General features: G+C 61.1%; 7 protein-coding genes. 6 read left to right on the plus strand and 1 reads right to left on the minus strand.

Annotated features, from left to right (window positions below):
• Positions 1–12 precede the first annotated feature (12 nt).
• From AC07OP_RS25410 to AC07OP_RS25420, 3 genes are read left to right on the plus strand one after another with little or no spacing between them, the layout of a single operon-like run.
• Positions 13–2487 (plus strand): hypothetical protein, encoded by a 2475-nt coding sequence (locus AC07OP_RS25410; protein WP_495102966.1) that lies wholly within the window; start codon positions 13–15, stop codon positions 2485–2487.
• Positions 2487–6794 carry a hypothetical protein gene (locus AC07OP_RS25415; protein WP_495102965.1) on the plus strand — a complete coding sequence of 1436 codons (4308 nt, stop codon included), beginning with the start codon at positions 2487–2489 and terminating at the stop codon, positions 6792–6794. The genes AC07OP_RS25410 and AC07OP_RS25415 overlap by 1 nt, the downstream gene beginning before the upstream one ends.
• A gap of 28 nt (positions 6795–6822) precedes the next feature.
• Positions 6823–9147 carry a Kelch repeat-containing protein gene (locus tag AC07OP_RS25420; RefSeq protein ID WP_495102964.1) on the plus strand — a complete coding sequence of 775 codons (2325 nt, stop codon included), beginning with the start codon at positions 6823–6825 and terminating at the stop codon, positions 9145–9147.
• Positions 9148–9379: 232 nt separating this feature from the next.
• On the opposite strand, the gene AC07OP_RS25425 is transcribed toward AC07OP_RS25420, so the two are convergent.
• A complete protein-coding gene (locus tag AC07OP_RS25425) occupies positions 9380–10294 on the minus strand; it encodes a LysR family transcriptional regulator (RefSeq protein WP_027605763.1) in 915 nt (304 codons plus the stop codon).
• 268 nt (positions 10295–10562) lie between these two features.
• Between AC07OP_RS25425 and AC07OP_RS25430 the strand changes: the two genes are divergently transcribed.
• From AC07OP_RS25430 to AC07OP_RS25440, 3 genes are all read left to right on the plus strand, one after another.
• Positions 10563–11585: a zinc-dependent alcohol dehydrogenase family protein gene (locus AC07OP_RS25430; RefSeq protein ID WP_495102963.1), complete on the plus strand. Its 1023-nt coding sequence runs from the start codon at positions 10563–10565 to the stop codon at positions 11583–11585.
• A gap of 705 nt (positions 11586–12290) precedes the next feature.
• Positions 12291–13709 (plus strand): hypothetical protein, encoded by a 1419-nt coding sequence (locus AC07OP_RS25435; RefSeq protein ID WP_495102962.1) that lies wholly within the window; start codon positions 12291–12293, stop codon positions 13707–13709.
• A complete protein-coding gene (locus AC07OP_RS25440) occupies positions 13706–15112 on the plus strand; it encodes an aminotransferase-like domain-containing protein (protein WP_495102971.1) in 1407 nt (468 codons plus the stop codon). Before AC07OP_RS25435 ends, AC07OP_RS25440 begins: the two co-directional genes overlap by 4 nt.
• Positions 15113–15187: the final 75 nt, after the last annotated feature.

The raw sequence follows: 15187 nt of genomic DNA on the forward strand, positions 1-15187 counted from the left end.
TGGAGATAAGCAGTGACTGATAATCGAGAACACCCCATTCAAGGGACGGTCAAATTCATCCAGCACAACCTGCCCGGGCTGGAGGCGGGCGAGTACCAGTTCACGGTCTCCCAGCGCGTCTCGCAGGAGCAGCAGCACTATGCCAATCAGTATCACTTTGCGGTGCAGGCGCCGCGTTTCACCCTCGACAGCAACGATATCCAGACCGTGTTCCCGCCTGACCAGACCCAGGGCGAATACACCGATACGTTGGCGCATGTAGTGTTTACCAAACAGACGTTGCCCTGGATGCGCCGCCCGAGTCTTGCTGAGCCGGTGGTCAGTTTTCCCGACCAGGAGCACGATCACGACGTGCCCACCTGGATGGCTGTGCTGATTTTCGACGAAGATGACGAGCTGGCTTTCAAGCATCAGGGGTTCAGTGCCAGCCCGAGCGCCGGCAAGCTGCGCGACCTGTTCTTCAAGCGTCCGCAGACGCAGATCGCGCAGGGCTATTCGTACTTCTACGCCGCCGCAGACCTGGACAGTTCAAGCGATGCGGCACGGCTGGAGAAGTATCTGGATTACGGCCAGCACGCGGACGACGCCTGCAACTACATTGATGTCCCATTGGGGTTGTTCTGGAGCGTTGCGCCGTCACTGGACGACTTGAAAATGATGGCCCACGTACGCAATGTCGAGATCATCCGCAAGGCGACACAGAACGGCGTCCCGGCCTCGCGCAACGACCTTTCGAAAGTGCCGGGCACTTCCAACTTCGCCATCGTCACCGGCAACCGCCTGCCGCAAACCGGCAAGCGTTGTATCGCACACCTTGTGTCGTTGGAGGCCATGGAGCCGTTCTTGCCGATCGACCCGGCCACTTCGGACAACGGTGGCGAAGTCAGCCGGCCACGCTCCGTGCAGGCGCCGAACGAACCGGCGTTTGCCATCGATGACAAAGGGTTCATGCGCCTGGTCTCGCTGACGAGTTGGTCCTTCACCTCCACCGGTACGGGCAAGCGGTTCGAGCAGTTGCTGCTCGAACTCAAGCCGAAGAACCCGCTGGCAGGTCAGGCGACGCCGTCGACAGTCGCCGCCAACTTTGCTCTGGGCTTGCCGGTCGCGGCGGTGGAGGAGGGCGACACGGACGAAACCCGGGGGGCCAAGAATGCGCTGCAAATGGGCTATACGGCGCTCAAGCACCACACCCGCGATGCGGGCAATACCGTGTCGTGGTACCGCGGACCGCTGACGCCGTATCAGATCAAGACCGACACAGTGCCGCCGACCTGGACCTCCGCCGATGCCGCGACCCAGTACGACCCCGACACCGGGCTGTTCGATATTTCCTATGCGGCGGCATGGCAAATGGGTCAGTTGCTGGCCTTGCAGAACAAGCATTTCTCGGTGTTGCTCTACAATTGGCGCCGGGACAATCTGCGCGATGTCGTGGCGCAGATGGAAGCTATCGTGTTGCAGCAGTCGCTTGATGAAATCCAGCAGCAATTGCAAAGCGACTCGCTGATCTATCCCTTGCTCAAGCCCTTCCTGCCAACCCCCGACGCACTCCTGGCCACCGGCAACCTGGCTGTTGCTCGCGCCGGACGCGTCAGGTACCAACGGGAGGTGCTTTCGGACGCGACGCAGTTGCTCGCCATCGGCGACGCTCGGTTCAGCGTGCCGCTGGAGATCTACAGCTGGCTGGCCAAGCTCAAGCTACTCGATGGCGTCCCGTTCAACTATCTGGTGCCGGACGAGCGTATGTTGCCGCCGGAGTCGATACGCTTCTTCTATCTGGACGAGAACTGGATTCAGAGCTTGCTGGACGGTGCGCTGAGTATCGGCCGGGCCGTGACCGGTAATGCCGCCGACCCGACCATCGCCCACGATGTTGCGATCAAGGCCAGGGTCAATTTGCACACCACCCGGCATGCCTCGATCAGCCGCAGCATCGCGTTGGGGTTGAAAGACCAGGCCGAGGAAAAAATCGACATGGACGTGGTGAGCGGTTTCATTCTGCGCTCGGACGTGGTGCAGGGCTGGCCGGGGCTTGAAGTGAACGCTTATACCCCCGACGGCAAGGCGATGGACATTGTGCGCTTCGAGCGCCTGGCCCCCGGCGTGCTGTTGTGCCTGTTTGACCTCGACGGTCAGACGCTGGGCTCGGTGGATATCCATGAGCCCGCCGAAGGCTTGCACTTTGGCGTCGCGGCTACTGAGCCCAAAGCCATCAACCTGCGCTACAACTTCACCAACGCCACCCAAACGAATACGGCGGGCGAGCAGGTGCCTGGCGTGTTCCAGAGCGTACCGTTCCGGGATGCGAGCGAGCGGCGGCTGCTGCGCCTTTACCGGCTGTCAAAGAACCTGCACGACCCCAAGTACGGCGACTACATCCAGGGTATCTACAGCGGCTTCGACCATCTGCCGTCCTCCGAATTTGCCTTGCAAATGGTGAAGGGTGTCGGCCTCGTTTCGTTCGACCTCAGCGCAGGATCTGAATAATGACCTTGATCATCCCCGTCAACGTACAGGCATTGCGGGTCAGCCCGAACGACGCGAGCCTGGTGACCAAAAGCACTGAGCTGTTTTCCGGCGGCACGACCGCCTATGAGGGGCTGCCCTGGCGCGAACCGGGCCGTAACGGCGCCATCGTGCATAGCGGCACCTGGACCAAGGCCAACGTCAGCAGCAACACCTACAACCCCTTGAGCCAGAACGTGATCGAGCAGCTCAAGGCGGGCATCCACCTGCACTGGGCGCTGCCCGACACCATAGCCCAAGGGCGCCAGGCACCGGACGGCACGGTGGACTACGCGCCGGCACCCAACCGCTGGCTGGTGACGCGCATCCTCCAGGGGCAGCAGGGCACGCAAGTGAAACAGTGGGTGGTCGAGAGCGACTACCTGATGACGCCCGAGGAGTACGTCTCGGACTATTACCCCTCCAGCCAGCGCACCAGCATTTCCCTGCCGGTGGGCTGGGATGTACCACCTGGCTACGACATCGCCGGCAATGGCGGCGCCGCTTATTACCCGCCGTCGCGGCGCATGGGCCGGGTGTTCGAGCTGCAAACCTGGCAACCGGAGCCGGACTTGCCCGGTACAGCGCTGACGGATGTGCGCCACCTGCCAGCGTTCGTCCTGTCGGGTAGCAACTTCATGGCGCCTGGGCAAAGCCTGGGTGCGATCAGCGCGTTGGGCAACAGCGGGCCGACGTTCAGTGCCTATTACCCGGACTGCGCCAGTGCATTCGGCTTTCACGACACATTCCAGGATATAGGGCAGGGGTTTGACCTGGGCAATGCGCGTTTCGAGGTGTCGTACCAGGTCAGCGGCTGGCACAGCAGCGCGGCGGACGACCCCTTGCAGAGTACAGCTTTCGAACAGGCGCTCGCGCAGGCTCGTGTCGACAACGGCAAGGCGCCGCTCGACGAGCAACTGACCCCGGAGCAACTGCTCGCCCAGGTGGTGGAAGGGTTTTACCTGTGGCAGTACACGCCCACGCCCGCACAGCTTCCCTCGCGCTGTGTCTACACGGCGCAGGTGGCGAACGTCCCTTGGAATACCACCGGTCAGAACCCGGTGTTCCCCAATGCGAAGCCGGGATTTCCCAAGTGCTACCTGGTACCCGTGACCGACCGCGACGAATCCGTGCGCGCCGCCATGGGCAGTTCGAGTTCGTCGGCACTGGCCGCGCTGATCAAGGAGCAATGGCGCAACAGAAAACCCCAGGACCCCAAGGGCCAGCTTGACGGCGCCGGCCAGGAGATCGAAGACAACCTGGAATTTCTCCTGGATGCGCTGCAGATGGGTTTGCTGGAGCGGCTTGGCAGCTCGCTGACGCTGGTTCAGCTTGAGCAGGAAGTACATCAGAACGGCTTCGGTGCCCTGCAAGCCGGGCGCATTTGGATGATTCGGCAGAAGCAGACCGGTAGCGGCTCGCAGTACGCCGCGCCACAGGTGGTGCTGCCTGAGGATCACAATCAGTTGGGCGATAAGCTCAATGCGCTTAACGTGTACCAGCAGCGCCTGGATGCGTTGCTCAACATCATCGTGTCCTGCCGTCAGCAGATCTTCATGGATTGGTACAAGTACATCACCGGTCTCTACGACGATACCGGCTCGGTGCCTTTCGACGTCACGCAACTGAACACTTACCTGGCCGAGCAGATCCTCGATTTGTGGGCCAAGTTCGAAGCTGCCTTCGGCAAGGCCGCTGCCGCGTCCCCGGCCACCCAAAACATTCCGGTGTTTTACTGCGGGCCACAGGATTTTCTCAGTCAGGCCGCCGACGGCAGTTACGTCAGCAAGGCGTCCGCGCAGAGTCTGGTTGGGCAACTGGTGACGCAGGCCAATACGTTGGTGAGCCTGCTTGCCTCCTCCTACAGCCAGTTCGAATTGCAGACCACCAACGCCGCGCGCTTCTGGCAGCCCAACGAGCCGGTGCTGGTGGTGACCGGCGACACGCTGCAACCGGCCCGGCGTAACGGTAACGTCAAACGCCTGCCGTGCCGGCTTGGTGCTCAATTGCTGAGCCAGGTCAGCGCCAACACCAGCGGCGCCAGCCTGACGGCCGCCGCCCTGCAAAGCGCGTTGACGCTCGGTGTGCCCAAGGTCAATCCGGCCGGCAGCCCTGAAGCACGCGACCTGCAGCCGATTCTCGATGATCTGAGCCGTCTGCTGGGGGAAAAGTGCCTGCTCGACCCGTTGCTGGTACCGCAGATCGCCGGGGCGCTCAAAGGGACGCCACAGACGGACGTCGCGGCCGCACAGCAAGCGCTCGTCGCGCAGATCCAGCAAGCCTGGACGGAAAACGCGGCGGCCCCGTGGAAAAACCTACCGATCATCGAAAACCCCAGCGAAACCAGCAACGGCCTCACGCTCACCTGGAGTGGGCAAGCGCCGCAGGGGCTGGCCCTGAACCATGCGCTCGATTGGCAGGACCCGTTCCTGCCGCTGTTCCTGGTCTGGGAAGCCACCTACGTGCCTTTCGAGCACAGCACCAGCGGATCGCAGGACTATGAGGCCAGCTATATCACCGAGCAGTTCCAGCTGGATGAACGAGAGATCGAACTGGTCTTCGGCAAGACCCCGCCGCAACCGGCCAAGGGGCGGGTGAAGCTGACCGACAGCATCCTGTTGTCGTCCAAGGTAGCCGAGCCGCTGATCGAACAGTTGCGCCGCTACCTGCAACACAACGACAACCCCGACCTGCAAGCGATCGTGCAGTACCTGGTGGACAAACCGCTGCTGGCGCAAGGGTTGGGCGGGGTAAACGCCGGGTTCATCACCCGAGCGGCGGGCTTGCAGCTCAATCCGTTCAACCCGTTCTACGACGAGGAGTCGACGCCGACGGCGCTGGTCGACAGCTTTGACAACACGCAGTACGTCAACAGCCTGACCCACTTCGTGGCTTGGGCCGCGGGCGAGCAGACCGGACAGGTGCCGATCAGCCAGGAGAGTCTGTACAACCTGATGCGGGCCGGTTATTTCACCTTATCGAAACTGCAACTTGTCGATGTGTTCGGGCGCAAACGCCTGCTGGTCGACACCGAGCAGTTCGAGGACAGCAAGAAGGTCTCGGTGTCCTGGCAGATGCAGGCGCCCGACGGTGTCACAGGTAAAGGCTACTTGGCGCCTCGCATCGCCCAGCCCAGTCGTTTGCTGTTCCGCTGGCTGAGTGCCGGGAACGACGAGGTGCAGATGAACCCGGTGCCCTCGACCTCCCCACTGTGTGGTTGGATTGTGCCGAACTACCTGGAAAACGCGCTGATGCTGTTCACCGGCACCGGCGAGGTATTGGGTTCGCTTGGGGTATTTGGTGCGCAGCAGGCCGTTGCCTGGCATTCGGCGCCTGGCAACGCCGCCCGTTCGATGCAGGAGGACCTCGCCGACGCCAACCCGCACCTTGTGAAGTTGGCCACATTCATCCTGGGTAAACCCAGGGCATTTTTTGCCACCTTGCTAGGTACCATCGAAAATGCCCACACCTACATCCTGCCGGACGACAAACAGGCCGCTCAGGCCCAAGCAGTGCTGATGGGCCAGCCGCTGGCCCTGGTGCGCGCCGGCTTGCGTTGCGAGGTGCAGGGGCTGCCGGCGTTCGTGACCAGCAGCGACGAACTGGCGCGCTTGTTACCCGGCCAGAACGACAAGACTTATGACTGGACGCAACGCGACAGTGCCGACATACGCGGCATCGATATTCCGGTGCGCCTGGGTGATCGCGACCACCTCGAGGATGGATTGGTGGCGTACCTGCTCGACAGCGACACACCGTACACCACCCTCTATGCACCAGCGGCCCCCAGCCCGGGAGTCGCGGGGATCGAGCGGCCGACCGCGCAGACCATCACCCTGAATCTACACGCCAACATTGATCCGCCGACACACCCTTACGCCGATGCCAAGGCGCAGATTGACGATCTGCGAGATGTACGCATCCCCGCGCAGAAAACCCTGAGCCTGCTGGTCGACCCTCGGGCGATGGTGCATGCCACAACGGGCCTGTTGCCGGTGAAGGCCATCGGCATCCCACCGGACATCACGGCGGCGGCGCTGCGCAACATCGAAATGACCTTCTTTACCCATCCGATCCTGCGCAGCCAGCAGCGATTGAGCCTGCCGATACCGCCGGAATCGGGATTCGTCTGGGAATGGACCACTAGCGTGTTGCAGGACGGCCAGCAGGTTCCGCAGGACGAGCCGTTACCGGCCAGCCAGGTGGGCGATCGGGCCGCGTTTTCCTATACACCGCAAACGGCCGAGGACGGCTGGCTCAAGCTGACGCCTGCGCCGCAAACCAAGTAGATACCGGGTAAACCAAAGGAGCCACGACATGGCTGTCAGCGCGACATTTTTGAACGACTCGACTCAAAAGCCCGAAATCTACATCGGGCGCTCGGACCTCGGCAGCTACACGCTAACCCTGCGCAGCCCCTCGGCGCTCACGGCCGTAGATATTCGCCTGCAATTCCCCGGCACCTTGTTCAATGCCGCGGATGTGGCGCAGATCAAGGTGCTCACTACCGGCTGGGCAGCGACAGTGCAGGGCAACATGCTGGTGCTCAAGGGGAGCCAGCTAATCGATGCGGGCGGCACTCTCATCATCAAGCTTGGCAGCGTTGTTTCAAGCCTCACCAGCCAGACCAACGCCGATCTCGGTGTGCGCGTTAACGGGCAGAACATCTCGCCGCCGTACAAGATCTTCCTGTTGCGTTACCCCGAGTTTGCCGGCGATCTGCGGCAGAACATGGCGGTGCAACTGTTGCCTGACAGCAGCGTTTATGTCACCCCGCTGGACAACGTCACCATCGAAAACCTGTTGGTGCTGCAGTTGACCAACCTCAAGCCCAGCGAGGACCTGGTCACCAAACCCTGGGTGGACACGCCGACTGTGCTGCTGTCCTTCGTCTATGGTGACAGCATCGGGGCGTTGACCCCGTCGGACCCCAAAGACCCGTTCTCGGCCTGGAACATCAAGACGTCGGTCGAGGCCACGTACCATGATGGCCATCAGACTTACGAATGGGATGCGACCAACCCCGACTCGGGTGCCGGTGCCAACGACCCGGTCTGGACGCTCAAGCCGGTCAACACTAACCGGGCCGTGCTGGGGCCCGCCAGCGGCGCGACGGCCGCTTTTGTCGTAGAGAAGATCACCACCCAGGCGCCCCGCGGGGCCACGGTGGCCTACCTGCAATACAGCGACTTCCCGGGCTATGACGATGGCTACTTCACCCTGGTGCTGCAAAAGCGCGAGCCGACGCCGAACATCATCTTTTTCAATGCCGTCCCTTCAAATCTGGCCAAGCTGGGGGACGAGGTCACTTTGCGTTGGCAGTGCTTCGACGTGCAGCAGGTCAAGCTGCAGTTCGGCGACACGACCCTCGACAGCGCAAAGGGGCAGATCGGCACTGGGGTGAGCGGCATTGACCAGTACAAGATCAAGCTCGACACCACCACCCAGTTCACGCTCAATGCCTACAAGACCCTCAATGCAGCCACCCCGGATTTCACCACGCAGTTCACTGTGAATGTGCCGCCGGTGGCGCTGGATGCCTTTGTCGCCACTGCCTACAGCGGCACGCTGCCGGCCAAGGTGAGCCTGACCTGGCAGACCCGCGCCGCCTTGTCGGCGGTTATCAGCGCACCGGGGCAAAGCGATTACGTGATTCCCCGGGGCGACCTTGTTTCGGGCAGTTATCCAGTGTTTCCGCAGAAGCCGATCACCTACACCCTGACTGTGCAAGGGCAGGGTGGACCGTTGAGCAAGTCCCTAGACCTGTTCTTCCTGAACCGGGGTTGGAACACCTTTAATAGCGGTACTGACTTCAAAGCGCTCAGTGGGGCCCTCCTGCTGGGTAACGCCAATACCTTGTGGCTGTTTTCGCCAGACACGGCCAAAGCGATCTTCAACACGCGTGACGGGCAGACCTGGACCCAGGTCGCCGGTTTCGACGACAGTTTTCCGGCGCGTTCGAATGCCGGCGGCGTGTACTGGAAAGGCAAGTTTTGGCTGATGGGTGGGGACACCGGAGCGCAGCGTCTGAATGACGTCTGGAGCAGCAATGACGGCATGCAATGGACCCAGGTGACCGCGAATGCGGCCTGGCCCGGGCGCAGTGATTTCGGCTGCGTGGTGTTCAAGGATAAACTGTGGGTGCTGGGGGGCTCTGGCCAGAGCTATCAGCCTCTCAATGATCTGTGGTGCTCAAGCGACGGCAGCAACTGGCAAAAGGTCGGTACGGCCGGCTGGACGCCGCGTTCGCGGTTTGGGATCGCTGCATCGGACACCACCCTGTATGTCGTTGGCGGACAGACCGATATCAACACGGTCAGCAATGATGTGTGGACCAGCAGCCAGGGGAGCACGTGGGAAGAGCAGCCGCCGCTGCCGGCGTCGGCTCGCTCGTCTCCGACGGTGTTCACCCGCGACGGTGGCGTGTTTGTCCTGGGCGGTGTCGCGCCGGATGGCTCGGCGCTGGGGGATCTCAATTGTTATTCGGACAATGGCTGGAGTGTGCTGCCGGGCTTGGCCTGGAGTATATCGCGCCCGGGCTCCGCATCATTTCGCGGTGGCGTGTGGATTGCAGGTGGGACCACCGGGACCCATACCCCGAGTGCCGGGCCAAACAAGACGGTGTATGCGTTGATGCTCTAGGCTGGCTTTGTCGCCAGCCAACTGACCGAGTTGACAACCGCTGCCTGAGGCGCGGCGGGCAGAGGATGGTTTTTGGGGGTGAGCTGGCCCAGCGGTGAGGAGGTAGAGTGCACCGCCCGGATATCCTGTAGTGGTCCAGCCCTCCTCGTTCACCTGACCACTGGAAGTGAATGGCGCTACAGGGTTTGTGGAAAGGCAGAAATGATCAGTCGAATAGCCTGCCCAACAACGCCTAAAGACTCTCAGGATCGCCAAAAAACATCTGTATCCGCGACCGCAACCACCGCTCCCCCGGATCATTGTCCTGCGACCCTCGCCAAGCCATATGCAGCTCGAACGAACGCACCGGCAACGGCGGTTCTTCCGCGCGCAAACCCCCTGCGGCGGTCAGTGCCTCGGCGGCATAGTCCGGCACGATGGCGACAATGTCCGTGCCTGCCAGCAATGTCCCCAGCCCGTTGAACTGCGGCACCGCCAGCACCACATGGCGTTTGCGGTCGAGTTTCTCCAGTTCTTCATCGATGAACCCGCTCAAGTCGCCGGCGAACGACACCAGCGCGTGGGGACGGGCGCAGAAGTCGTCCAGGCTCAGGGAGCCCGGGACGCTGTCGGCGCGCAGCAGCTTCGGCAGGCTGCGGCGCAGTACTTTGCGCTTGGCGTTGGCCGGCAGGTCGGCGGTGTAGCTGACGCCGATGGAAATTTCGCCGGAGGCGAGCAGGCCGGGCATCAGGATGTAATTGACCCGGCGCACTACCAGTACGATGCCGGGCGCTTCGGCGCGCAGGCGTTTGAGCAGTTGGGGCAGCAGGGCGAATTCGACGTCGTCGGACAGGCCGATGCGGAACACCGCGGTGCTGGTGGCCGGGTCGAACTCGGCGGCGCGGCTGACGGCGGTGGAAATCGAGTCCAGGGCCGGGGAGAGCAGGGCGAAGATTTCCACGGCCCGGGCCGAGGGTTCCATGCTGCGGCCGGTGCGCACGAACAGAGGGTCATCGAACAGCCCACGCAGGCGCGACAACGCGGCGCTGATGGCTGGTTGGCCGAGGAACAATTTCTCGGCGGCGCGGGTCACACTGCGCTCATGCATCAAGGTTTCGAATACGATCAAGAGGTTAAGGTCGACACGACGCAGGTCGTTACGGTTCATCTTGTGTCCTGGAAGATTCAGCTTTATTTGACGAGAACGGCGATATAAGAGCCCTGAAGGTCCATTCAGACGCGTGACCGGTATGAATCTTACGGGGAAAGGCTGGTACTCTGCACCGGCTAATTGAGTTTTCCTACGATACTTGAGGTCTATTCCTCAGATGCGGAATCAATGACAGACATGTCGACTATTAACGGCGACCGGTGGCCTTAGCCGGAAAGCCCAGATAGAGTTCATGGCAATAGAGGTTACTTTGACGAGGTTTGCGATGTCCCGCACGATCCGTTTTCACAAGTTTGGTCCGGCCGAGGTGCTCAAGTGCGAAGAGCATGCAGCCGCGCATCCCGCACCGGGCGAAGTGCAGGTCCGTGTCGAAGCGATTGGCATCAGTTGGTATGACATTTTGTGGCGCCAGAACCTGGCGTCTTCCCACGCACGCCTTCCATCCGGCCTTGGCCATGAGATGGCCGGGGTGGTCGTAGCCTTGGGCGAGGGCGTGGATGACTTGGCAGTGGGCGATAAAGTGGCCAGTTTTCCGGCCGAGAGCCCCAATGATTACCCGGTGTATGGCGAGCAGATCGTCCTGCCCCGTTCGGCCCTGACCCGCTATCCGGACGTCCTGAGCCCCATCGAAGCCAGTGTGCACTACACGCCGCTGCTGATAGCCTACTTTGCGTATGTGGACCTGGCACGGGTCAAGCCCGGGCAGTTTGCCCTGGTGACCGACGCCAGCCATTGCGCCGGCCCTTCGTTTGTGCAACTGGGCAAGGCCCTGGGTGTGCGGGTGATTGCCGCCACCAAGGACAGCGCTGAGCGCGAGTACCTGCTTTCTCTGGGCGCAGAAAAAGTCATTGTCACCGAGGAACAGGACCTGCTGATGCAAATCAACAAGTTCACTGACAACCGCGGTGTCGACGTGGTGTTCGATGGCTTGGGTGGCCCGCAGATGTCGCTGCTCGGTGATGTGCTGGCGCCCCGTGGCAGCCTGGTGCTGTATGGCTTGCAGGGTGGTAACCAGACACCGTTCCCGGCGTGTGCGGCGTTCCAGAAGAACATTCAGTTCTTCGTGCACTGTATCGGCAACTTCACCGGCAAGCCGGAGCTGGGCATCATCCAGGATCAGGTGGCGTTACAGCGCGCGTTGCGTGACATCAACCAACTGACCGCCGATCGTGTGCTCGTGCCTCTGAAAACCACGGTGTTTCCGTTCAATCAGTTTGTCGAAGCCCACCGTTACATGGACGAATGCCCGTGCCGCGAGCGGGTTGCATTGCAGGTTGCGGCTGTTTGAGCTGTAGGAGTATTCGTAAATGAGTGCTCCTACGCCTGAGTGAATGGGGCAAATGCGCCATTTGACAGGGCTTAACCCGCCCGCTCCAGAAGCTGCCGACCTGGCGCTTTTGCCCACAAATCCGGCCCTTTCTCCCTGACGCCGCCCTGAATTCCAGCGCGGCGTCGTTGCATGTGCGCCTTTTACGCGACATCAGTTGTTCATCTGAGCTGGTTTTCGGCCAGTTTCTGTATCTATGAATCATTATTCCAACACTGATAATTGCGCCTTCACTTTCATCTCAAGGATTGAGCAATGATTGAATCTCTGACTCGGCTGCAGATAGTTATTCGAACTATCGGCGCGGCAGACATGTGTACTCAGCAAGACAGGTACTTTCATAAAGTGCACCGACCCTGCAAATGGAAAAGTTGTTTGAGTCTATTGTCGGACGCTTCTTTAAAAAGCGGGCTAAAAAAGCGTAGGAGCTTGTCGGAAGAGTCCTAAGGAAAGCTTTTTAAAAGGGTTTTTCCATTACTTTCATTGGGTTGTGCGCTTGCGCGGGTGAGAAATGCTGCCCGGCAATTCATGTCGTTTTGTTGCGCGGTGCTAGTGTTTAAACGTCGACGCACACTACGTGGCGCGATTTTCCTACACGCAAAATAGGTCAAGCAAACACTGTCAGCAGTTGCTTGAAACTGATATTTCAACTCGGGTAGTAGAACTATGAGCACTATTCACGAACAGGCTATGAATCATGTTTACCAGCAAGTTCTGCAACGTCTGATCGGGCACTTCAGTCGCGCGGGACGTACCGCTCTCCAGTTACTGATCCAGCGAATCATTGTCGCGGCAGGCGGGATGGAACAGGTGGGGGACTTCAAGGTACTGGTGGCCCACGGTGGCGGTGAAGTGAGCAGCTATACCCTGGCGCTGCTGCGAGCGGCTCAACTGACCATTGCCGGTCGCGCGCCACGTACCTTTCAACTGAGGGTCGCGACGTTACGGCACGCGGGCATGACAGAGGGGCAGCTCGATACCCTGAATCGCGGCTACGGCCGGCTGTTTCTCCACGATGACCCGCGTGTCGAGTTGTTGATGGTGGAAAACCAGGAGGTACACCCCTTCAATCACCAGCGCCCGGCCTCAGCGATCGGGCGAAAGATCAGCCAGCGCAATATGTTGATGGTGGGCCATGTGAGCGCCGGGGACTGCCGCGCCACCCTGTGCAACGACACTTACCTGGCCGTCGGTGATTTTTACCAGCGTGTCACCACGTGCAATGGCGGCGTCCACGCTCTGGTCAGTGGTGACTCCCCGCGTAGGCAGAGTCAGTTTCTTGCCTGGCTCAAGAAAACCGCCCAGGGTGCAGGCGTCCGTGTTCTCAAGGGCCATCCGATGTCCCTCAACGCGTTGTTCGCACACATGGACGAGTGGAGCACCGGTTATTACCAGGATCTGTTCGGTGAGCATTACGTAGCCAGCGATAACCCCAGCACGGCAGGGCATCGTCACTTGGCCTACATCGGCATCGCCGACCTGCTGGAAGATGTCGACATCGCGTCGACCTCCCTGCTGACCGAGTTCATGGCCTACGCTCCCGATCCACTCGGCTTTCACTTCAGCCATCCGATCTATTCCAATCCGTTGCTGATGGCTCATCTGCGTGGGTTGCAGGCCGAATGCCTACGTGAGCTGACTTATGAAGAGGGCGTCGAAGGTTTTGTCCAGCAGGCCGCCGCGTACATGCGCCGCCTGCGCATGCCCGACGACTTGCTTATTCAAGCCGGGACCCGCGAAGGGCGCATGCTCTGGAGTACCTACGCCCAGGAGTTCTTCGGCTTGGATGAGACCCAGCTGACCTGCCTGCTGTTTTCACCGTTTGTACATCACGGAGAGCGACTGGAAGGTTATCTGCGCCAATGTCACCCGGGCATGCTGGTGGCGTTGCCTGAGTTGCACAAAGTCCTCCAGGGCAACGGTTCCGCCGAAATGCTGCAGCAGTGGGTAACGGACACCAGCGGTTTGCCGCTGCCCTTGTTGCAGCACCTGTACCGCAAGCGGCCGCTGGCCGGAGAAAACGGCATGTGTCGCGCCGCTGCGGCCCAGGGCGCCGCGCAGGCCGTGCCATTGTTCGGGCGATGACCCTGCGTGGCGAGCGTCAGGCGGATTTCGCGTACCAGGCGGTCTATCGCTACATGATCAGTCTGATCAACGAGGTCAGTACCGACACCCGGGTAAAACTGCCGTCGTTACGGCAGTTGGCCGGACGCCTGAACGTGTCCATTTCGACGATCCAGTACGCCTATGCGTTGCTGGAGAAGGAAGGCAGGGTGTATTCGGTGGCCAAATCCGGCTATTACGCCTGGCCGATGTCGGTAAACCCGCTGGCCTGGGCCGGCGGGGACCTGCTTGATCGCCTTTACGCGGCGGCCCGGCGCCCCGGCATGCTGGTACTCAGTGGTGACGAGCCGGCATTGCTGGGCTCCCTGGATGAAACACTGCTGCGGCTCGAGCGGGAACTGGTGCGCCAGTACCCGTCGCATTTGCAGCCCTGGTCCCAGCCCTGCGGTGTATGGGAATTACGCGCAGCCCTGGCCGCGCGCTATACCTCGTCGCCCACGCGCTGCTGGCATGCCGACGATGTGTATATCGGTGCCGACCTGCGTGGCGTGCTGGATATCCTGATCGAAGTGCTGGGCCTGCGGGGCACCACCGTGATTGTCGAGTCGCCCTGCGACTGGCTGATCCTGCGCCTGTTGCAGGACGCCGGGGTACGCATCATCGAGTTGCCCTGGACGCCGGAGGGTCGCCTGGATCGAACCGTGCTGGGGAAGCTGTTGCGTGATGAGCCGGTGCATCTGGTGTTGCTCTCGTCTTCCGTCAGCCTGCCCAGCGGGGTGGCCATGTCAATCGACGAACGTCTCGACGTGGCACACCTGCTGGAGCAGTCCGGTTGCTGGTTGCTTGAAAACGACACCTTTGGTGAGCTGGGTTTCGAAGCCCCCCACACCGCATTGCGCGAACGGGTGAACCCTGAGCGGCTGATCGTGTTTTCTTCGTTCGAGAAGGTGCTTGGTTCGGAAGCCCCCTACGGCTACCTGCTGTGCCGGCACATGAGCAATGAGTTGCAGCGTCAGTTCCTGCTGCGCTCATTCCGTTTATCGTCGATCCGTCAGCGCGCGATTGCCCGTTTGTACCAAAGCAGGCGGATTGACCAGCATCTGCGCACACTGCGCCAACGCTTGAGCGAGCAGGCGGCGCACATGAGCCAGCGCCTGGAGCAGCATTTGGGCGACCAGGTGACTTATCGGATGCCGGCCGCCGGTGCCGCGTTCTGGCTGGCCTCTACCCGTACGGTGGACATGCGCCAGGCATTTCAGCGCCTGCTGGCACGGCAAGTGGTGATCGCCCCCGGGGAGTTGTTCAGTGTCAGTGGCTTGTACCAGCAGCACCTGCGCGTGAGTCACACCTTTCACGGGCAACCCAATCTGGACATTGCCCTGGAAGCATTGAGCGACGCGTTGCGCCAGGCGCAGACTGGGTGAAATTTCTCTTAACGATGTAGGATCGATACCGTCGCGCAGCAGTCCAACTCTCAGTAAACTGCCATTTTTTCCGAA

Source organism: Pseudomonas sp. GW821-FHT09D08, from assembly GCF_059416305.1.

Bases quoted from the DNA above. Each gene is read 5' to 3' on its own strand.
- AC07OP_RS25415 (WP_495102965.1), top strand. From the start codon at position 2,487: ATGACCTTGATCATCCCCGTCAACGTACAGGCATTGCGGGTCAGCCCG.
- AC07OP_RS25420 (WP_495102964.1), top strand. From the start codon at position 6,823: ATGGCTGTCAGCGCGACATTTTTGAACGACTCGACTCAAAAGCCCGAA.
- AC07OP_RS25425 (WP_027605763.1), bottom strand. From the start codon at position 10,294: ATGAACCGTAACGACCTGCGTCGTGTCGACCTTAACCTCTTGATCGTA.
- AC07OP_RS25430 (WP_495102963.1), top strand. From the start codon at position 10,563: ATGTCCCGCACGATCCGTTTTCACAAGTTTGGTCCGGCCGAGGTGCTC.
- AC07OP_RS25435 (WP_495102962.1), top strand. From the start codon at position 12,291: ATGAGCACTATTCACGAACAGGCTATGAATCATGTTTACCAGCAAGTT.
- AC07OP_RS25440 (WP_495102971.1), top strand. From the start codon at position 13,706: ATGACCCTGCGTGGCGAGCGTCAGGCGGATTTCGCGTACCAGGCGGTC.